Source organism: Marinomonas rhizomae (assembly GCF_003315485.1).
Taxonomy (GTDB): Bacteria; Pseudomonadota; Gammaproteobacteria; order Pseudomonadales; family Marinomonadaceae; genus Marinomonas; species Marinomonas rhizomae.
Genome location: NZ_QNSE01000002.1, coordinates 268,095 through 287,277 on the forward strand (window position 1 = coordinate 268,095; position 19,183 = coordinate 287,277).

The window sequence follows — 19,183 nt, forward strand, 5'->3', positions numbered from 1 at the left end:
ACATAAAAAAGCCCCAATACGGGGCTTTGTCAATATAACAGATTTTAAGTCTTAGTTCTGAATAGTAAATTATTAGTGATTCAAAATTTGACTGAGGAACATTTGGGTACGGTCGTGTTGAGGATTGTCGAAAAATTCGTGAGGCTCATTAGCTTCAACAATTTCACCAGCATCCATAAAGACAACACGGTCAGCAACGGTTTTAGCAAAGCCCATTTCGTGCGTTACACACACCATGGTCATGCCTTCTTCTGCTAACTGAACCATTACGTCCAGTACCTCTTTGATCATTTCAGGATCAAGCGCGGATGTTGGCTCATCAAAAAGCATAATGCGGGGCTGCATACACAAACCACGAGCAATCGCTACGCGCTGTTGCTGACCACCAGATAGCTGGCCTGGATATTTCAGCGCTTGGTTCGCGATTTTTACGCGTTCCAAATAGTGCATCGCCATTTCTTCGGCTTCTTTTTTAGGTGTTTTTCGCACCCAAATTGGAGCCAAGGTTAAGTTTTCTAAAATGGTTAAGTGCGGAAACAAATTAAAATGTTGAAATACCATGCCCACGTCTTTACGGATCGCTTCGATGTTTTTCAAATTGTTGTTCATTTCGACACCATCAACCAGGATCGTCCCTTTTTGGTGTTCTTCTAGACGGTTGATACAACGTGTCATCGTCGATTTACCGGAGCCAGAAGGGCCACACACAACGATGCGCTCGCCTTTCTTAATACTGAAATTGATGTTTTTTAGTACGTGAAAATCACCGTACCATTTGTTTACATCGTTAAATTCGATGATTGCTTCTTCGCCCTGCGCAAGTTGGGCACGAGCCATATTTGTATCTGTCATGATAAAGACCTCAAATTCCTAACTAATTTCGCTTGTGCCCAGTTTCTAACTTACGCTCTAGTGACATACTGTAACGTGACATACCAAAGCAGATAATCCAATAGATCAAAGCTGCGAAGGCATAACCTTCAACGGTAGTACCTAACCAATTTGAGTCATGGTTAGCGGCTTGAATTCGACCTAAGAAGTCAAACATGCCAACGATATACACCAAGGTTGTGTCTTTAAACAGTGCAATAAAAGAGTTTACTATACCTGGAATAACCAGCTTTAGTGCCTGTGGCAAAATAACCAGAATCATTGATTGCCAGTAAGTTAGCCCCATTGCATCAGCGGCTTCATACTGGCCTTTAGGAATCGCCTGTAGGCCACCACGAACCACTTCAGCCATATAGGCAGCAGAGAATAAAGTAATACCAATCAGGACACGTAATAATTTGTTGAAATTCAAACCTTCAGGTAAGAATAACGGAATCATTACTGATGCCATAAACAAGATAGTGATTAATGGCACCGCACGAATGGTTTCGATAAATACCACACAAACTGACTTCGCAATTGGCATTTCTGAACGTCGACCGAGTGCCAATACAATCCCTAATGGGAAAGACGCTACAATACCTATAACACCCAGTAGTACAGTAAGGAAAAGGCCACCCCATAAGGAAGTTTCTACTTCTTCTAGGCCAAATACACCACCAGCAAACAAGAAGTAAGCCACAATGGGATAAACGACTATAATAGCGATAGAAAGATAGAGCTTGTTAATCGTCTTAATGGCAAAAGCACCTACCATAACCACTAGTAGAATCACGGCCAAATTAATACGCCAAGTTTCTGCTTCTGGATAAAGACCGTACATGAACTGGTCAAAGTACACACCAATAAAGGCCCAACAAGCGCCACCAGCCGTACAAGCTGCTTTAGATGAACCTTCCCAAGTGGCATCGATTAAAGCCCACTCGATAACGGGTGGAAGCAGTAGATACACTATGTAAAGGCTAAAAAAGGTTAGAAAAATATTCAGTGGGGACGAAAATAAATTCTGACGTACCCACGCCACGGCACCGACCGATGTTGATGGTGGTGGGAGGCTTGGTGATGGTTTAAAGATAATAGCCATGTTTGCCTCCTAGCGTTCAATTAATGACATTTTGTTGTTGTACCAGTTCATGAATACCGAAATCGATAGACTCAATGAACCGTAAACCAACATACAAAGACCAATGGTTTCAATCGCCTGACCTGTTTGGTTAAGCGTCGTCCCCATTACCACTGCAACCAACTCAGGGTAAGCAATAGCTGCACCTAATGAAGAGTTTTTCGCCAAATTCAGGTATTGGCTAGTAAGTGGCGGAATGATCACGCGTAATGCTTGAGGCAAGACAATAAGGCGTTGCGTAAGGTTGTCACGTAAGCCTAAAGAACGGGCCGCTTCGGTTTGTCCCCAGTTTACAGACAAAATACCAGCCCGCACGATCTCTGCGATAAAGGCACCGGTATAAGTAGATAGCGCTACTAATACTGCAACAAACTCTGGCGGTAATACCATACCACCGGTTACGTTAAAGCGACTTTTTTGCGGTAAATCAAACTCTATTGGAAACCCAGCAATGGCAAGGAAAATAAAGGTAATACCAACAATAACACCTAATGATGACCAGTAAGCAGGAAACCATAATCCGGTTCTTGTTTGGCGTTTTTTAGCCCATATGATGAGACCAATGGAGGCGACAAGCGACAGAATGAAGCCGAAGATTACTAATCCAAAGCCATCTTGGGATATTGGGTTTGGAGAATAAATGCCACGTTTGTTAAGTAAGAAGTCGGCAAATTCATAACTATTACGTGGCGCTGGTAACGCAGCAAGAACCGCAAAATACCAAAAGAACATTTGTAACAATAATGGAATATTACGCAATGTCTCAATATAGACCGTTGCTAAACGTGCTACTAACCAGTTTTTTGACAAACGGGCTAGGCCCATTATTACACCAATAATCGTGGCTAATATTATCCCTAACAGAGAGATGACGAAGGTGTTGATCAAGGCAACAACAAACGCTCGTCCGTATGTATTGGCCTCAGTGTATTCAATAAGGTGAATAAGAATTGGAAAGCCAGCAGGCTCATTAAAAAATGAGAAACCAGTGGAAATTCCTCGGTTGTCGAGGTTGGCTTGAAGATTACTGAATAAGTAATAACCCGCAAAGACCACCATCGCTAGCAGCAAAATTTGAAATATAAGCGCGCGATTACCCGCGTCGTTCAAAAAGCTGTTATTACTCGGAGTTGTTTTATCGCTCATCTTGGTTCAGGCAATGAAATGCTCGTCAGATGTGTAAGAAAGGGGGAAGAAACCCAGCGACATTCTAGTCGCTGGGTAAATACCCAAGCAGAGAATAGTTTGCTTTAGGTATTAACGAACTGGTGGCGCATACATGATGCCGCCAGCTTCAGTCCAAAGTGCGTTAAGACCACGTGGTAGATCAACAGGAGTAGATGGACCAACGTTGCGCTCAAACACTTCACCGTAGTTACCTACTTTTGCGATAACGTTGTAAGCCCAATCCGCAGGAAGCTCAAGTTGAGCGCCCATATCACCTTCAACACCTAGTAAACGCTTGATGCCTGGATCATTTGTTTCTTTTTTGATCTTAGCAACGTTTTTAGATGAAATACCCATTTCTTCTGCGTTGACTTGAACGAACATAGACCAAGTGACGATATCTTTCCATTGGTTGTCGCCATGGCGAACAACAGGACCTAGTGGTTCTTTAGAAATTGTTTCAGGAAGAATAACGTGAGCAGATGGATCCGCTAGTTTAGTACGGTGAGCCGCTAGGCCTGATTTATCTGTCGTGTATACGTCACAACGACCTGAGTCATAAGCAGCAAGTGCTTCATCTGCTTTTTGTACCACAACAGGAACGTAAGATAGTTTGTTTTTACGGAAGAAATCCGCCATGTTTAATTCTGTTGTTGTACCTTGCTCAGTACAAACCGTTGCGCCATCAAGATCCATAGCAGATTCTACGCCTAGGTCTTTACGTACCATGAAACCTTGACCGTCATAAAAGTTAACCGCGGTGAAGTCTAAGCCCAAAGAGGCGTCACGGGTATAAGTCCAAGTCGTGTTACGAGCAAGAATATCGATTTCACCTGACTGTAGAGCAGTGAAACGTTCTTTAGCAGAAAGTGGAGTGAATTTAACTTTTTGAGGATCACCAAAAATAGCAGAAGAAACGGCGCGACAAGCATCAACATCTATACCAGACCAGTTGCCTTTATCATCGGCATTAGAGAACCCTGGAACACCTGTACTGACACCACATTGAACGAAGCCTTTTGCTTTAACATCTTCAAGTGTTGACGCAGCAGCACCAGCGCTGATAGTCGCAGCGATTGCAGCGGTCGAAAGTAATTTACCAACATTCGATTTCATTATATTGAGCCTCCCAGGCGTTTTTATGTATGTTGTAACTTGCTTGATTTTATATTGCAGACTTTACAATCTGTGTCTTAAAAACTAGCAAGGTTAGTGCCAACATTTAATTATTCTTGTTGTAAGATATATGTAGACGATTCCTCTAAAAGATCATCACATACCCCTATAGAATTACTCTTTTGAAGTGTAGTCAAGGATAAAATGTCAGGAAAGGTGTGTGATATGCTTAGTTTTTACACTTTTTGAGCATATAAAGATTAGTGTGCTATTCAGCTTAGCTGAATATATCTTTTTATTAAAGCTAGAGAAAACAAGGCTCTTCAGCGAAGAGCATTTGTTTTTATGCACAACAATGGGGCAAAAATAAGAAGGAAAGGCGCTATTTTGTGGCGAATGTTTTTTTTGCAACATTTTGGTGCTTTTTTGTAACTGTTGTAAATAACCATATAAAAGATATTGAATAAAGCGCTTTCCATAATTTGCAATCTGCATGGTAGACTTACGCATCAATTGAAGTCATGTAAGGAGATCCATAGCAAATGGATAACTCAGCAAAACCGCTTGATCGCTTGGATAAAAAAATTCTTCGTGAACTGCAGATTAACGGCCGTTTGTCGAATGTAGAGCTGGCTAGTCGTGTAGGGCTAAGTGCAACTCCTTGCTTGGAGCGAGTTCGCCGGTTAGAACGTAATGGTTACATTACGGGTTATTGTGCTCTGGTTAACCCTAAAAAAGTGGATGCTGGATTGCTTGTTTTTGTCGAGATTCGTCTTAAGACGACGTCTCCAGAAGGCTTTAATGAATTCAAAACCGCTGTTACAGAAATCCCTGAAATATTGGAATGTCATTTGATTGCTGGTGACTTTGAATATCTCCTAAAAGCACGTGTATCCAATATGGACTCTTATCGCCTTTTGCTTGGTGAGACCTTACTGACACTGCCGCATGTTCGAGAATCTCGTACTTACGTGGCTATGGAAGAAGTGAAGAATACGACTGTGGTTAACATCCCTTAAAAATAATCAGCGCTAAATGGCCTGCTTTCGCAGGCTTAATACTTGTCACTTTGATAATTCAGCGACTATTTTACCTAGCATTACTGGCCCCACTCCTTTTACGTTGAGCACGGCTTTTTCTGAGTGAAAAGGACGTTCTGCTACGAGCCTTTCGAGAATTTTTTTTGGCACGCCTTTCGCCTTTAGAAGCTTATCCACTTTTGATTTATTAATGGCGAGATAGCCATCGGCGTAACCATTGGTGTTTTTTTTTACTTCTTTTACGATAGGTTTCACTACGGTTGTTTTCGGCGTAGATGCTGCTTTTTCGTTCCCTAGTTTATCCACTTGCATTACTGAAGTGGAAGCGTCGGAAGGCGCCTCAATCTGATAGAATGCGTCGAAATAGGCGGAGTCACACAAGGTGTAGTCCACTCCGTTCCATTCATTAAGCTGTAATGATAATTGCCAAGTGCCACTGGGCGGTTGTCGGAAAAGTAGATCGTAGTAGCAATCGGAAAGAAAGTGCTGCCCTTTTATTTCACCAATTATGGTTGAAGCGAGCACGACTGCTTCTGAGCTTCCTACACCGTGTTGAAATGCACATAACTGTAGTTGCAGTGTGCCACTGAGATTACCTTCGACTCTATCATTAGCGATGCGCTGAATGGAAATGATGACCCTGTCATTTTCGATCCGGTAGCCACCGCCTTGTATTGTTAGATGTGCTTGATTGGAAGCATTCATGCCTTTTCCTTTTTGCGAATCGCTGAGGTGAAATCATTAAGGGATTTTTGATCAAATTTCACACAGGTGCAAGCAAATACCCTTTATTTAGACGATAAAAAGAGTTAGACGTTTAAATATTGATCGTGGTTCGGTAACCATCGAGATAACAGTGGTGAAATACGATCAGGATAACGGCTGTATAAGAGTGTGGCGGCTTTTTGTACATCATCAAGCAAGCTTTTATCACGCTGTAAATCCGCGACTTTGAACTCCCAAAGGCCTGTTTGTCTGGTGCCAAGCAGTTCACCTGGACCACGTAGTTCAAGGTCTTTCTCTGCGATTTTAAACCCATCACTGGTTTCTCGCATGGTGGAAAGTCGCTCTTTGCCTTGTTGTCCCAATGGGGCTTTATAAAGCAGCACACAATGGCTGGCAGTTTGTCCTCGACCAACACGACCACGTAACTGGTGAAGTTGTGCAAGCCCAAGCCTTTCCGGGTTTTCTATTACCATTAAACTGGAGTTTGGTACATCGACACCGACTTCGATGACGGTTGTGGCGACCAAGAGCTGAATCTCACCGGCTTTAAATTTGGCCATAATGTCGGCTTTTTCTTGCGCTTTGAGTCGACCATGCACCAAGCCGATGGATAACTCCCCAAGCTGCTCTTGCAGCAAAATCGCGGTGTCTTCTGCGGCTTGGCATTGCAGGGCTTCTGATTCTTCAATCAGGGTACAAACCCAGTAAGCTTGTTTGCCTTCTTCACAGGCGCTTTTTACTCGGTCAATGACTTCTTGTCGGCGCTGATCCGACACCACAATGGTGTTTACTGGCGTTCTACCTGGTGGCAGTTCATCAATAATGGAACAATCCAAATCAGCATAGGCAGACATTGCTAAGGTTCGAGGAATGGGGGTCGCGGTCATGATTAACTGATGGGGCTGGAAACCGAGCTTCATGCCTTTTGCGCGCAATGCCATACGCTGATGTACGCCGAAGCGATGTTGTTCGTCAATAATAGCAAGCGCTAAGCGATCAAACTCAACAGTGTCCTGAAATAAGGCATGAGTACCGACGACAATTTGAGCGGCACCTGATGCAATATTAGCGAGTTCTTTCTCGCGAGTTTTGCCTTTAAGTTTGCCGATCATCCATGCGACTTTTAAACCTAAAGGCTCGAACCATTGGGTGAAATTAATATAGTGTTGCTCGGCGAGGATTTCAGTTGGCGCCATGATGGCGACTTGGTAGCCCGCTTGTACGACAGATGCCGCCGCCAATGCCGCAACTAAGGTTTTCCCTGACCCTACGTCACCTTGCACCAAGCGAAGCATAGGGTGGCCTGTGCCAAGGTCGTTAAGGATTTCCTGAAATACTCGACTTTGTGCATTGGTTGGCGAAAACGGTAATTGTTGCAAGAGTCGCTGGCTTAATTCGCCAGCTGCTTGAACCTTGATTGCAGCATCCTGTTTGGCTTTCATACGTTTACCGATTAGAGAAAGCTGATGGGCCATAAGTTCTTCAAAAGATAAGCGATATTGTGCGGGATGACTTCCCGATCGGAGTAGTTCTAGGTTGGCTTCTCTTGATGGGTGATGTAGAAAATGAATGGCATCGCTCAGCGGTGGCAAACTGAACTGAGTACGAATTTCGTCTGGCAGCCATTCTTGTAGATTGTATGGCGTTAAACGCTCTAAGGCTTGTTCGCACAGTTGGCGAATTTTGGTTTGCGTTAAACCATCTGTCAGCGGGTAAATCGGCGTAAGCTGTGCTGTTTCTTCTTGTGTTTCATCTTCCCCAATGATTTTGTATTCAGGGTGATAAATTTCAAACCCAGTACTGCCGCGACGGATTTCGCCAAAACAACGAACGCGCTTGCCGGATTCTAATTGCTTTTTTTGCGCAGCGGAAAAATGAAAGAAGCGCAAACACAAGGTGCCAGTGTGATCTTTGATACGGCACAGCAAACTACGGCGTTTACCCATTTTGATTTCAGCACCAGTGACTTGGCCTTCAATAACGGCTTCGTCACCAAAGCGTAGCATTCCGATTGGAATAACACGGGTTCTGTCTTGATAGCGAATCGGCAAATGGAACAGTAAGTCTTGTACCGTATTCAAATGAAGCTTGGCCAGTTTTTCAGCCATAGCATCACCAATGCCTTTTAGTTCACGAACATTCTGAGTGTCTAATCCGTCGATCATGCTGCTCTCTATAAATTCAGATGTTTGCAAGCATCGCGGATAGACTGGCTCACAGCTTCAATGGCTTTTGGACGTGGGAAGCTTGCTCGCCACGCTAGGGCAACAGTTCGTTTAGGTGCGGGCTCTGCAAAAGGGCGTACTTCTAACATATCGTGATTAATATTAGTGACGGCGGATTTTGGTAATACCGTTACCCCTAAACCAGACGCGACCATGTAACGAATGGTTTCTAATGAACTGCCGTTGACGACAGTTCGTCCATCACCGTACTCGCCTTCTGTTACCAGAGGGCAGGCTTCTAAAACTTGCTCACTAAAGCAATGCCCTTTGCCAAGCAATAATAAATTGTCGCTAGAAAGTTGATCGGTTTCTATGTGTGTTAACTTAGTCCATGAATGATTCTTGGGCATCAGCACGACAAATTCTTCTTCGTAAATCGGCTGAGTCACCACATCTGGCTCACGGAACGGAAGTGCCACTATGATGGCGTCTAATTCGCCATTACGCAGTTTAGGGCGTAAGTTTTCAGTGAGGTCTTCTTCAATGATTAATGGCATGCCTGATGTAGCGCTATGTAAAGCTGGAATCATAAAAGGGAACAAATATGGGGCGATGGTGTAGATAGCACCGACCTTGAGAGGACCTTTTAATTGGTTTTTCCCAGACGTTGCCAGCTCTTTTATCATGTTGGCTTGATCCAGTACTCGCTTGGCCTGAGTGATGATTTGCTCGCCTAGCGGAGTAATATAAACGGAGCTTTTGCTGCGTTCAAAAATAGCGGTACCAAGTTCTTCTTCCAGCTTCTTCACCGCGACGCTGAGAGTTGGTTGTGATACATAGCAGCGATCTGCTGCTCGCCCAAAATGTTTCTCTTCGGCTAGCATTACAATGTATTTCAATTCCGTTAATGTCATAGGACACCTTTTGCTTAGGCTGATTCATTGTTAATAACTATGATAATACATAATTTGATAAAGTATACTGGTTCCTTTTTATTACTGAGTATTTCTTTCTTAGACGATCCTATCAAAGTTTTCAGCATAACATGTGCTTTTAACACATTTTGGAGAAGATAAATGGCAAAGGTTTTAATCGCTGGCTGCGGTGATTTAGGCGCTGGCTTGGCTATCGAGTTGCTTGCTCAAGGCCATAGTGTTACGGGTATTCGCCGGACAAAAAAACATTTCCCTGATGGTGTCATTGGCATAACGGACGATCTGGTTGGAATGAATGACGATGCCTTGCCTGAAGCCGATATCGTCTTTTTAATTATGACGCCTAATGGTCGCAATGAAGAAGCATATCGGGCCGCGTATTTTGATACAGCGCAGGTGCTGATTCGTCGATACAACAACAGGGCGAAGCAGCCCAAGGTATTTTTTGTATCAAGTACCAGTGTCTATGGTCAAAGCCAAGGTGAATGGATTGATGAAACGACGTCAGCACAACCAACCTCAGCCACCGCTAAAGTTCTAGTCGAAACAGAGCAATCACTCGCTGCTGCCTTCTCTAGTGTGGCGATACGTTGTTCTGGCATTTATGGCCCAGGACGCTTTAGATTATTAGAGACCGTATTAAGTGAAAAAGAGTGGGGAGCGAATAGCTGGACGAATCGAATTCATCGAGATGATGTAGTGTCGGCTTTGGTGTTATTGGCAAACAGCGCATTGAGAGAAGAAACAATGCCTGAGCACGTAATCGTGACGGATCAAACGCCTGTATCTATGTGGGAAGTTAAGTTGTGGCTGGCAACTTGTCTTGGTGCTAAGGTTGCCGTGAGCAGCGGTGAAGGCTTTGCACCAGCTTCTGGGAAACGTATCCAAGGCCAGTATCTTTTGTCACAAGGTTGGCGTTTGCAATATCCGAGTTATGTCGCTGGCTATCATGAGTTGTTACGCGAGTTTAATGCTTTGCGATAAATCAGCAGAGCAATAGATAAATGCTAGATAAAAAAAAGACATAAAAAAAGAGGCTGCAGCACAGCCTCTTTTTTATGAGATAAACACTCGTTTATCTCATAAGCACCAGTGAAGAGGTTAGTCTTCTAGCACCATAATTCCTTCGATTTCTACTTGAACGCCTTTCGGTAACGCGCGAACGCCCATAGCGGCGCGAGCTGGGTAAGGCTGTTTCACGAATTGCGTCATTACTTCGTTGACTGTGGCAAAGTTGCCTAAGTCAGTCATGAAGATATTGAATTTCACGACGTTCTCTAGAGAACCGCCAGCGGCTTCACAAACCGCTTGTAGGTTTTTGAATACTTGAGTGGTCTGCTCGACAATGTCTTCGCTGATTACTTCCATTGTTTCTGGTACCAAAGGAATTTGACCGGACAAATACACCGTGTTGCCAGCGCGAACAGCTTGTGAATATGGACCAATAGCGGCTGGTGCGTTTTCAGTGTGAATCACTTGCTTTGACATAATAGGTATCCTTTATCTTGGATTGGAAAGTCTAAGTTAAATAGGTAAGTGGACATGAATTAGCGCCCAACGATGGTCTCGCGCGAGACTTTTTCGACGCATCGAACCGCTTTTATTCGGCGCATTACATCGGCTAAGCCTACACGGCTGGATATAGTAATGCTTAACCGTAAACGACTGACCCGGCCACGTTCGATAATATCGAGGTTTGATACTTGGAAATCGGTATCACTGATCGAACTGGCTATTTTTGCTACAGCGCCACGTTCGTTAATGTAGGTGACGATAAGACTAATGTGTAGCTCTTCTTCTATCTCTTTACCCCATGCCATATGAATAAAACGTTCAGGGTTAGATAAGTGATCCTGAACGTTAGGGCAGTTAAGATGATGAATAATAATGCCTTTATCAACTTGAACATAACCAACAATCGGATCACCAGGAATCGGTGCGCAACATTTGGCATAGGAAATAAGCATGCCTTCTGAGCCGTTTACTTTAAACGATTTTGGTGTAACCAGAGACTCTTCATCAATATTTGGGAAGAGCTCACGAGCCACTAAGTAACCAACATGACGGCCTTTACCTATGGATTCTAATAAATCATCCATAGACTCTAGCTGGTGGTTTGCTAAGACTTGAGCAATTTGCTCTGCCGTTAGCTCTTCAACGTTGGTTTTAAATGCATTTAAGGAACGAGTTAGCAGACGATGACCGATAGATATCGCATTTTCGCGTTGTTTGTCTTTTAAATAATGGCGAATATTGGTGCGGGCTTTGCCGGTAATCGCAAAACTTAACCAAGCCACATTCGGTTGTGCATTCTTTGCGGTAATGATTTCGACGGTTTGTCCGCTTTCTAATTGTGTACTCAGCGGCGCAAGGCGGCGGTTAATTCGGCAAGAGATACAAGTGTTGCCGATTTCAGTGTGAACACCATAAGCAAAATCGACAGGTGTTGCGCCGGAAGGTAATTCAATAATTTGGCCATTTGGTGTAAAGACATACACTTCATCCGGGAACAAATCATTTTTCACGTTATCAACAAATTCGACGGGATTTCGTGCTTTTTGCTGAATTTCTAATAAGCTTTTTACCCACTTCGTCGCACGATCGTGGTTGCTTGGCATACTAGACGTACCGCTGACTTTGTAAGCCCAATGAGCTGCAATGCCATTATTGGCAACCAAGTCCATTTCTTCCGTACGTATTTGGACTTCCATCGGAATACCATTGGTACCTAATACGGTCGTGTGAAGAGATTGATAGCCATTCGATTTTGGAACCGCGATGTAATCTTTAAAACGTCCTTCGATAGGTTTGAACAGAGCATGAATAACCCCGAGGATGCGATAACAGCTGTCATGTCGATCGGTAACAATGCGTACGCCCATGACATCCATGATTTCATCTAAAGAACGGCGCTTTTTGTCCATCTTCTGATAAATGCTATAGATGTGTTTTTCTCGAACGCTGATGCTGGCTTCAATATAGTCGGCAGCCAGTTCTGAGCGGATCGTATCTTCAAGCTTTTGAGTATCTTTAATACGCTGTTGACCATACTTCTTGTGAATGGCTTTTTGCAACATGCGTGCGCGCATGGGGTAATAGGCTTGAAAAGCGAGGGACTCTAGGTCAACCCGAACCTTGTACATGCCCAGGCGGTTTGCGATAGGCGCATAAATGTCTAGCGTCTCGCGGGCAATACGGCGTTTTTTGTGGGCAGGCATGGCATCTAATGTGCGCATGTTGTGCAGCCTGTCCGCTAACTTAACCAAAATGACTCGAATATCATCAGCCATGGCCATGGCCATTTTTTGGAAGTTATGGGCTTGTTTTTCTATTTGGTTATTGAATTCAAGGTGGGTTAACTTACTCACGCCATCCACCAGTCCCGCAACACCTTCACCGAATTGTTCGGTAAGCGCTTCACGGCTGATGCCTGTGTCTTCAATAACGTCGTGCAAAAGTGCCGCTGTCAATCCATCACAATCCATTCGAAGTTCCGACAGAATTTCGGCGACAGCGAGAGGATGGGTGACGTAGGGCTCGCCACTTTTACGTCGCTGCCCATCATGGGCTTGCTCGGCGTAATAATAGGCGCGTTTTACCTTAGCGATTTGTTCGTAAGGTAAGTACTGACTCAAGGCCAGGGCTAAATCTTCAACGGTATACATCGCTCACCTCACTAAGGCAAAAAGGAAGCGCGACAACTGTGCTATGAGCGACACCATAAAGATTAAAACTCGTGCAATGGGCGTTTTTGCTGATCAACATTGTGCGCGTTGATCAAGTCTTCCGCGATTTCACGTAGTGCAACTACAGTTACTTTGTCGCCTTCTAAAGGTACTTTTGCGTCTTCACCACCAGTTGCAAGTTGACGGGCGCGTTTTGAAGCGACCATCACTAATTCAAAGCGGTTATCAACGTTTTCTAAACAATCTTCTACGGTAACTCGAGCCATTTTGACCTCTGTGTTCGGTTATCTACTTTTCCAAGGGTAATTCTACTTAACGGGTTCTTACAATGACAAGAGATCATTTATAAGATTGCCATTTTTTTCCTGCATAACGGTTGTTTTCGAGCGCATTGCTTGAAAAACAGCTGACATTTGTGAAAGCGCGGCATCAAAATCGTCATTGACGATGACAAAATCGTATTCGTGGTAATGGGACATTTCGTTAACGGCCTTTGCCATACGACGATGAATGACCTCATCTGAGTCTGTTGCGCGCTTTCTTAAGCGTTCTTCTAGCGCTTGTAATGAAGGCGGCAAAATGAATATTCCGATGGCTTCAGGATAGAATTGGCGAATCTGGCGAGCGCCTTGCCAATCTATTTCTAAAATCACGTCTAAGCCTTGCTCTAGCATGCCGAAAATAGACTCTTTCGACGTGCCGTAGTAATTATCAAAAACTTGAGCGTGTTCAAAGAAAGCATCTTCGGCAATCATGTCCAAGAAGGATTCATCATCGATAAAGTAATATTCACGGCCATGCTCTTCTCCGGTGCGTGGGGCACGTGTGGTATGAGAAATGGAAATCCGTACTTGTGAATCTTGGCTAAGAAGTGCCTTGTATAAAGTCGATTTACCCGCCCCAGAAGGAGCCGATAAGATGAATAAATTGCCTTTATGTTTGTCCATGGGTTGTTTGGTCCGCCAATCTTTGTCTTTTTAGCATCTTACTATATCACAAACAAAAAGCCCGTTTTTAGTAGGAAATTATGGCCGGAATGATCGTTTTCTGACCGAAACTCTAGCCCATGCTGTTAGCTAGCTTTATAAGGCTCATTGCGTGTATGTTATTGGTTTAGTGATGAGTAATAATTCTTTACAAATTTGTTGATTGTTCTAAATGCTTTTTTTGTAAATGAGTCTAAGCTTCAAAAGATAAGTTTGTAGCTGATACATGATGAAAAACAAGGAAGGGAAATACAATGGATTTACCCTACGAAAAGAAATCGCTGAAAGCAATCTCCACACAAAGAAACTACTGCAAAGTCCTATCCGTTGAAGATGATCTTGATTACCAAGAAGCGCTAATGAACGGCCTTAGTGCGCTTAATTATGATAGTAAAAAGGTAGAGCTCCTGACCGCATCATCCGCTAGTGAAGCGGCCACGGTGATTGCTGCTAACCCTGACATTTCGGTTATTTTTATTGATGTTGTGATGGAAACAGACGTAGCTGGGCTACGTTTAATTCGTACCATCCGCGACGTCATTGGCAATGATTTAGTGCGTATTGTGTTATTAACCGGCCAACCCGGTATGGCCCCGGTGGATGATTTAATCAGTCAATATGATATTGACGATTATTGGTGTAAATCTGACCTCACACAAGCACACTTACAAACGATAGTGCTCAGTAATTTGCGGACGTGGGAGCATCTTTTGGATATGAAAGAAGCCCGTCATGGTATGCAATTGTTACTGGCCTCCAGTCAGAGAATCGCATCAAAAAGCGACATTACTGATTATACGCATTCTATTTTGCAAGAAATTGGCTCGCTACTAAAAATGAACAGCGGCGGTATTGTGTGTTTTTTTCATCCGGAAGAAGAACATCTAGAAAAAGCGTTAATTGTGGCAGCGTGCGGAGAGTTTTCGTCTCATATCCATCAATATTTTTTATCAGCTGTCCAAGAAAGCTTTTTAAAAGACGCCGTAACATTAGCCAATACACAGAAAAGTCATGTATTTCAAGATGGCTTTTCTGTGCTCTATTTTTCGAATAAAGAGTTAGAAGATCGAGAATACATGGTGGTGGTAAAACTTGATCGGAATCTTGCTACCAATGAAATTAATTTACTGCAGGTATTTTGCGAAAACATTAGTGCTGGTTTTCGTAACGTCGCTTTGCATAATAAGTTAACCGAACTGGCTTATATTGAGCCTATATTAGGGATTCATAATAAAAACTGGCTGGTTCGAGAAATACGTAATATGTTTTCTTGGGAGCGTGAAAAAGCCACGTTATTGATGCTTTATGTAGAGGATCTGGCTTATACCGAGTCGGTATTAGGTTCTAAATATTGCGATCAACTCACCCTTTCTTTGTACGATTATCTCAATCACTTTTTTGATAAAGCGGTTGATATCGCCTTACTTGAACGAGATACATTAGTGTTAGTTGTGTATGACGATCGGGATTACAACGAAGCGTCACTCGAAAGCATTATTCATACCAGCATTGAAGTGGAAAAATCTCTACATTCTCTTGATTTAACTGTCAGCTTGGTGAAATTTTCCGACTTTCCTGATTATGAGCCCGAGCAATTAGTGAGTGTTGGGAAGAGCACGCTAGAAAGAGCCAAATATGAAGGCGTTTCGTATTTGGCTTTTTCTGAAACGCTGGCCTCGGATATGTTTGGGCGTTATGAATTGTTAAAAGATTTACGAGAAGCGATTGCTGATAATCAGATTCGCGCGTATTTCCAGCCTAAATTTAACTTAAAAGACAACTCATTAATTGGATTTGAAGCCTTGGCTCGCTGGACCCATAAAAATGGCCAATGTATTCCACCTGATCAATTTATTGCTTTAGCAGAAAGCAGTGGTTTGATTGATAAACTGGACCAGCAGATGTTGCGTCAGTCTTGTGAAGCAATTAACACACTTAAAAGCGTCGGTATAAATGTGCCTATTTCTGTGAATGTAGCTGGCAATGAAATCGTTCGTCCAAATTACTTCGAGAATTTTAAAAAAATGCTCGAAGAAGAAGGTGTTTCGAATGAGATGGTTGAGCTAGAAATTACAGAGTCTCAAATCATTGAAGAGAAAAGTACCATAAACAAGCATTTATCAACGCTTAAACAGTTAGGTATACGTGTCAATATTGATGACTTTGGGACGGGGTATTCTTCTTTAGCTTATTTATCTACATTATCGGTTTCAATTATTAAAATTGATCACAGCTTTGTGTGGCGAATGGATGAGTCCGAAAAAGATTGGGAAATACTGAAGATGATCATTGAGCTAGGAAACTTCTTGGGGTTAAGTGTAATCGCTGAAGGTATTGAGACGGAGCAACAAAAAGCCAATTTATTGGCTCTGGGCTGTAAGGATGGCCAAGGTTACTTATTTGCTAGACCTATGTCTTTAGACGATACCGTTAGTTGGGTTCAATCAGGACTATAGCATATGATTTTTGGCAAACGGACGTCACAAAAATCGCTACTCGTTATTTATTTATCAGGTGTTTTGATCGTCATTATTTTGCTTGGCGTAGGCAGCTATCGATTTTTTTTAGATAATAAAATCAGCCAATTAGCATGGAGTGAGTCAGAAATTTTGTCTCGTAGCAGCAGTCTTTTTAGTCGTGAAATGGGGCATATCAAACGCGTTACCTTGCTGCTACGCAATAGTATTAACGCGCGCTTATCTACTCAGAATATAGGGTTACAAAACTCAGAGGGACAGAATTCAACAGCGGCTTCGTCACAGAATAAAACAAGATTTCCGGCAAACTGGGAGGCTCAGGTAGTGGATGAGTTTAATCAATTTGCTCGAACCTCTAGCCTAATTTCTCAAGTGCGTTGGATTACGCCGACAGGTCAAGAGTATATTCGAATCAATTCTCAAGCTGGTGTCATTACTCGAGTACCAGAGAATTTGCTACAGAATAAATCGGATCGACATTACATTAGAAATGTACCAGCCAGTCGCAATGACGTGTTTATTTCCTCTTTGGATTTGAACATAGAGAATAAAGAAATAGTTCGACCTTTTCAGCCAACGGTTCGAGGTGTTGTCAGAGTTGGTGGTGGTTTCCCTGGCATTTTGGTGGTGAATTATGATTTGACCAAACTTTTCGAGCTTGTGCGTACCTTTAGCTCAGAAGGCATATATTTAGAGATATTAGACAGCCATGGAAATTGGTTGTTGGCAGCGGATAGAAGCCTCGAGTGGGCAGGTATTTTGCAGCCGGATGACTCAAACCTGAATATTAGAGCTCGTTTTCCCACTATTTGGCAGGAAATGGATTCGGCAGATGGGTTAGAGCGAGTCTTTGATAATGGCCACTTATGGAGCCTTTTAAAGCTGTATATAGACGAAGAAGGTCTCAATGTTCAAAGCCCAAAAACACCTTCTTTATACTTTGTTGCGCGTTCAAACTCTGATGCTTTTGTGTCATGGCGGAGCAAGCTGATTCTTTCCATTGTAGGTCTTGCTGCGGTTAGTTTCTCTATGATCGCATGGCTGGTTTGGCGCCAAGTTACCGCTCAATTTGAGACCTATCGATTGCTTAAACTGGTTCAGCAGGAAAAAGCGCAAGCTGAGCAGGTTAACCGAAAATTGAATTTAACGAACAAGCGCTTGGTGGATATGCAGGATGAGTTAGTGGAGACCAGCAAATTATCTTCGTTAGGTTTGATGGTGGCAGGTTTAGCCCATGAAATGCACACACCACTTGGTGGCGTCAGAATGGCTTTGTCTTCTTGTAAAGCCTGGTTGGATAAAGAGGTCCAGCAACACCCTTCGGAAGAGCTTGAGAAAATAAATAGTTCATTACTTATCGCTGAAAAGAACTTGGTACGAGCGCTAGATGTCGTTGCCAGCTTTAAACGCATTGTATCGGATAGAACCGCTCAGGACATGCAGTCCTTTTTCTTTCATAATGTCGTCAATGACATATTGTTTACTTATAAACCTATTTTAAAAAAACGCTTTCAGATCCGAATCAATGTTGATTGTCCGCAAGACATTGATATGCGAGGGTACCCTGGAGCTATGTCCCAGATCATTCAAAACCTTATTGATAATGCATTAGATCACGCCTTTCAACGACAGGATCACGGTGTGATTACTATCATCGCGAAAAAGGAGCAAGATAATCTCGTTCTCGTGATCAATGATAATGGTAGAGGTATCTCTCCAGAAATAAGAGCGCATATTTTTGAACCTTTTGCGACCACAGGCCGCACAAATAACCATACCGGCTTAGGGCTGCATCTAGTTAACCAATGGATTAATAAACTGATGAAAGGGAGAATAGACACTGTTTCAGAGATAGGTGTCGGGACAACATTTACTCTGACCATCCCATTAACACAGCAAGAAGACGAGAAATCGGCGAGCAGCTGACTTTAGCAACTTCTGTCAGGCATTCCCTGTCATAAACAGGTTATTCTGTCATCACTCAGTGAATTGACGGAACGAGCAAAGAGCGTGGCATCAATAAAGCATTACGAAAAACGCATGTTGGCGGTATGTGATTACATATATAAGCATTTGGATGAAGACCTAACGGTTGAAGCCTTATGCGATGTCGCTTGTTTTTCTAAATATCATTTCCACCGGCAGTTTACGCATTTTATGGGCGTTGGCGTTTTTAAGTTTGTTCAGCAATTGCGCTTAAAAAGAGCCTCGTATGAATTGGTGTTCACGACAGAGAAACGCATTATTGATATTGCTATGAGTGCAAAATTCGATCATCCAGAATCTTTTTCCAGAGCCTTCAAGAAAGCCTACTCACAATCGCCAAGTGACTTTCGTCGTAATCCTGATTTACAGAAATTAGGTTTGCATTTTCATAAGCTAGAAAAACAGCTGGAACCTAAAATGACGGCAAATATTGTCGATTTTGATACCACCAAAATAGCCTTGCTAAAGCATAGAGGGGCGCCGAGTCGAATTATGGAATCGGTTGCTGTCTTTAGAGAATGGCGCAAAGCATCAGGCTTATTACCGATATCGAAAAGTCGCACATTTAATATCGTTTACGAAGACCCCGCCGTGGTCGCCCCAGAAGATTTTCGTTGTGATATTGCGGCAGAAGTAATGAACGAAGTAGATGATAATGATTACGGTGTGATCAATAGCACCCTAGAAGGCGGTCGCTATGCTGTTGTGCGCCATTTAGGCCCTTATGACAGTATTAGCCGCTGTTTGTACTTTCTCTATGGGGAGTGGTTGCCAGAGAGCGAGGAAGAGCCGAGAGATGCGCCCTGTTTTTTTCAATATCAAAACCATTTTCCAGAAGTGGCTGAACATGAACTAATTACTGATGTGTACTTACCTCTAAAATAA

The 19,183-nt window shown here is 43.0% G+C and carries 16 protein-coding genes; 5 read left to right on the forward strand and 11 right to left on the reverse strand.

The features are described 5' to 3' along the window. Positions 1 to 72 precede the first annotated feature (72 nt). The 4 genes from DFP80_RS03115 to DFP80_RS03130 form a co-directional block, all read right to left on the reverse strand. Positions 73 to 852, reverse strand: coding sequence for an amino acid ABC transporter ATP-binding protein (locus tag DFP80_RS03115; protein WP_113915354.1), 780 nt, complete (start codon positions 850 to 852; stop codon positions 73 to 75). A gap of 22 nt (positions 853 to 874) precedes the next feature. Next, positions 875 to 1,975 (reverse strand): amino acid ABC transporter permease, encoded by a 1,101-nt coding sequence (locus DFP80_RS03120; RefSeq protein ID WP_113915355.1) that lies wholly within the window; start codon positions 1,973 to 1,975, stop codon positions 875 to 877. A 9-nt stretch (positions 1,976 to 1,984) separates the two neighbouring features. After that, positions 1,985 to 3,160, reverse strand: a complete 1,176-nt coding sequence (locus DFP80_RS03125; RefSeq protein WP_113915356.1) for an amino acid ABC transporter permease — start codon at positions 3,158 to 3,160, stop codon at positions 1,985 to 1,987. A gap of 111 nt (positions 3,161 to 3,271) precedes the next feature. Continuing rightward, the gene (locus DFP80_RS03130; protein WP_113915357.1) at positions 3,272 to 4,297 is read right to left on the reverse strand and encodes an amino acid ABC transporter substrate-binding protein; all 1,026 of its coding nucleotides are present in this window, start codon (positions 4,295 to 4,297) and stop codon (positions 3,272 to 3,274) included. Positions 4,298 to 4,839: 542 nt separating this feature from the next. On the opposite strand from DFP80_RS03130, the gene lrp reads away from it, so the two are divergent. Further along, complete coding sequence (gene lrp / locus DFP80_RS03140) at positions 4,840 to 5,316, forward strand: leucine-responsive transcriptional regulator Lrp (RefSeq protein ID WP_012072052.1); 477 nt, start codon at positions 4,840 to 4,842, stop codon at positions 5,314 to 5,316. Between the two features lie 45 nt (positions 5,317 to 5,361). Here lrp and DFP80_RS03145 read toward each other — a convergent pair whose 3' ends face one another. The 3 genes from DFP80_RS03145 to DFP80_RS03155 all read right to left on the reverse strand — a co-directional run bounded on the left by DFP80_RS03145 (position 5,362) and on the right by DFP80_RS03155 (position 9,142). Next, positions 5,362 to 6,042 carry a ComEA family DNA-binding protein gene (locus DFP80_RS03145; protein ID WP_113915359.1) on the reverse strand — a complete coding sequence of 227 codons (681 nt, stop codon included), beginning with the start codon at positions 6,040 to 6,042 and terminating at the stop codon, positions 5,362 to 5,364. A 104-nt stretch (positions 6,043 to 6,146) separates the two neighbouring features. Further along, positions 6,147 to 8,228, reverse strand: coding sequence for an ATP-dependent DNA helicase RecG (recG, locus tag DFP80_RS03150; RefSeq protein WP_113915360.1), 2,082 nt, complete (start codon positions 8,226 to 8,228; stop codon positions 6,147 to 6,149). A gap of 8 nt (positions 8,229 to 8,236) precedes the next feature. Continuing rightward, positions 8,237 to 9,142, reverse strand: a complete 906-nt coding sequence (locus DFP80_RS03155; protein ID WP_113915361.1) for a hydrogen peroxide-inducible genes activator — start codon at positions 9,140 to 9,142, stop codon at positions 8,237 to 8,239. 162 nt (positions 9,143 to 9,304) lie between these two features. Here DFP80_RS03155 and DFP80_RS03160 point away from each other — a divergent pair, with 162 nt between their 5' ends. Next, positions 9,305 to 10,147: an NAD-dependent epimerase/dehydratase family protein gene (locus DFP80_RS03160; protein WP_113915362.1), complete on the forward strand. Its 843-nt coding sequence runs from the start codon at positions 9,305 to 9,307 to the stop codon at positions 10,145 to 10,147. A 117-nt stretch (positions 10,148 to 10,264) separates the two neighbouring features. Here the strand turns inward: DFP80_RS03160 and ridA are convergent, their stop codons facing one another. From ridA to gmk, 4 genes are all read right to left on the reverse strand, one after another. Beyond that, complete coding sequence (gene ridA / locus DFP80_RS03165) at positions 10,265 to 10,651, reverse strand: deaminase RidA (protein ID WP_024024215.1); 387 nt, start codon at positions 10,649 to 10,651, stop codon at positions 10,265 to 10,267. Positions 10,652 to 10,710: 59 nt separating this feature from the next. After that, entirely contained in the window at positions 10,711 to 12,828 is a 2,118-nt protein-coding gene (locus DFP80_RS03170; protein ID WP_113915363.1) for a RelA/SpoT family protein, read from the reverse strand. 62 nt (positions 12,829 to 12,890) lie between these two features. Further along, the gene (rpoZ, locus tag DFP80_RS03175) at positions 12,891 to 13,115 is read right to left on the reverse strand and encodes a DNA-directed RNA polymerase subunit omega (RefSeq protein WP_113915364.1); all 225 of its coding nucleotides are present in this window, start codon (positions 13,113 to 13,115) and stop codon (positions 12,891 to 12,893) included. A 57-nt stretch (positions 13,116 to 13,172) separates the two neighbouring features. Beyond that, complete coding sequence (gmk, locus tag DFP80_RS03180; protein WP_113915365.1) at positions 13,173 to 13,796, reverse strand: guanylate kinase; 624 nt, start codon at positions 13,794 to 13,796, stop codon at positions 13,173 to 13,175. 293 nt (positions 13,797 to 14,089) lie between these two features. Between gmk and DFP80_RS03185 the strand changes: the two genes are divergently transcribed. The 3 genes from DFP80_RS03185 to DFP80_RS03195 all read left to right on the forward strand — a co-directional run bounded on the left by DFP80_RS03185 (position 14,090) and on the right by DFP80_RS03195 (position 19,183). Further along, a complete protein-coding gene (locus DFP80_RS03185) occupies positions 14,090 to 16,291 on the forward strand; it encodes a GGDEF/EAL domain-containing response regulator (protein WP_113915366.1) in 2,202 nt (733 codons plus the stop codon). A gap of 3 nt (positions 16,292 to 16,294) precedes the next feature. Beyond that, the gene (locus DFP80_RS03190; protein ID WP_113915367.1) at positions 16,295 to 18,238 is read left to right on the forward strand and encodes a sensor histidine kinase; all 1,944 of its coding nucleotides are present in this window, start codon (positions 16,295 to 16,297) and stop codon (positions 18,236 to 18,238) included. Positions 18,239 to 18,322: 84 nt separating this feature from the next. Next, on the forward strand, positions 18,323 to 19,183 hold the full coding sequence (locus tag DFP80_RS03195) for an AraC family transcriptional regulator (RefSeq protein ID WP_206610544.1): 861 nt from the start codon (positions 18,323 to 18,325) through the stop codon (positions 19,181 to 19,183).

Excerpts from the sequence above, each read along its gene's own strand:
- DFP80_RS03115 (WP_113915354.1), bottom strand. The coding sequence starts at position 852 with ATGACAGATACAAATATGGCTCGTGCCCAACTTGCGCAGGGCGAAGAA.
- DFP80_RS03120 (WP_113915355.1), bottom strand. The coding sequence starts at position 1,975 with ATGGCTATTATCTTTAAACCATCACCAAGCCTCCCACCACCATCAACA.
- DFP80_RS03125 (WP_113915356.1), bottom strand. The coding sequence starts at position 3,160 with ATGAGCGATAAAACAACTCCGAGTAATAACAGCTTTTTGAACGACGCG.
- DFP80_RS03130 (WP_113915357.1), bottom strand. The coding sequence starts at position 4,297 with ATGAAATCGAATGTTGGTAAATTACTTTCGACCGCTGCAATCGCTGCG.
- lrp (WP_012072052.1), top strand. The coding sequence starts at position 4,840 with ATGGATAACTCAGCAAAACCGCTTGATCGCTTGGATAAAAAAATTCTT.
- DFP80_RS03145 (WP_113915359.1), bottom strand. The coding sequence starts at position 6,042 with ATGAATGCTTCCAATCAAGCACATCTAACAATACAAGGCGGTGGCTAC.
- recG (WP_113915360.1), bottom strand. The coding sequence starts at position 8,228 with ATGATCGACGGATTAGACACTCAGAATGTTCGTGAACTAAAAGGCATT.
- DFP80_RS03155 (WP_113915361.1), bottom strand. The coding sequence starts at position 9,142 with ATGACATTAACGGAATTGAAATACATTGTAATGCTAGCCGAAGAGAAA.
- DFP80_RS03160 (WP_113915362.1), top strand. The coding sequence starts at position 9,305 with ATGGCAAAGGTTTTAATCGCTGGCTGCGGTGATTTAGGCGCTGGCTTG.
- ridA (WP_024024215.1), bottom strand. The coding sequence starts at position 10,651 with ATGTCAAAGCAAGTGATTCACACTGAAAACGCACCAGCCGCTATTGGT.
- DFP80_RS03170 (WP_113915363.1), bottom strand. The coding sequence starts at position 12,828 with ATGTATACCGTTGAAGATTTAGCCCTGGCCTTGAGTCAGTACTTACCT.
- rpoZ (WP_113915364.1), bottom strand. The coding sequence starts at position 13,115 with ATGGCTCGAGTTACCGTAGAAGATTGTTTAGAAAACGTTGATAACCGC.
- gmk (WP_113915365.1), bottom strand. The coding sequence starts at position 13,796 with ATGGACAAACATAAAGGCAATTTATTCATCTTATCGGCTCCTTCTGGG.
- DFP80_RS03185 (WP_113915366.1), top strand. The coding sequence starts at position 14,090 with ATGGATTTACCCTACGAAAAGAAATCGCTGAAAGCAATCTCCACACAA.
- DFP80_RS03190 (WP_113915367.1), top strand. The coding sequence starts at position 16,295 with ATGATTTTTGGCAAACGGACGTCACAAAAATCGCTACTCGTTATTTAT.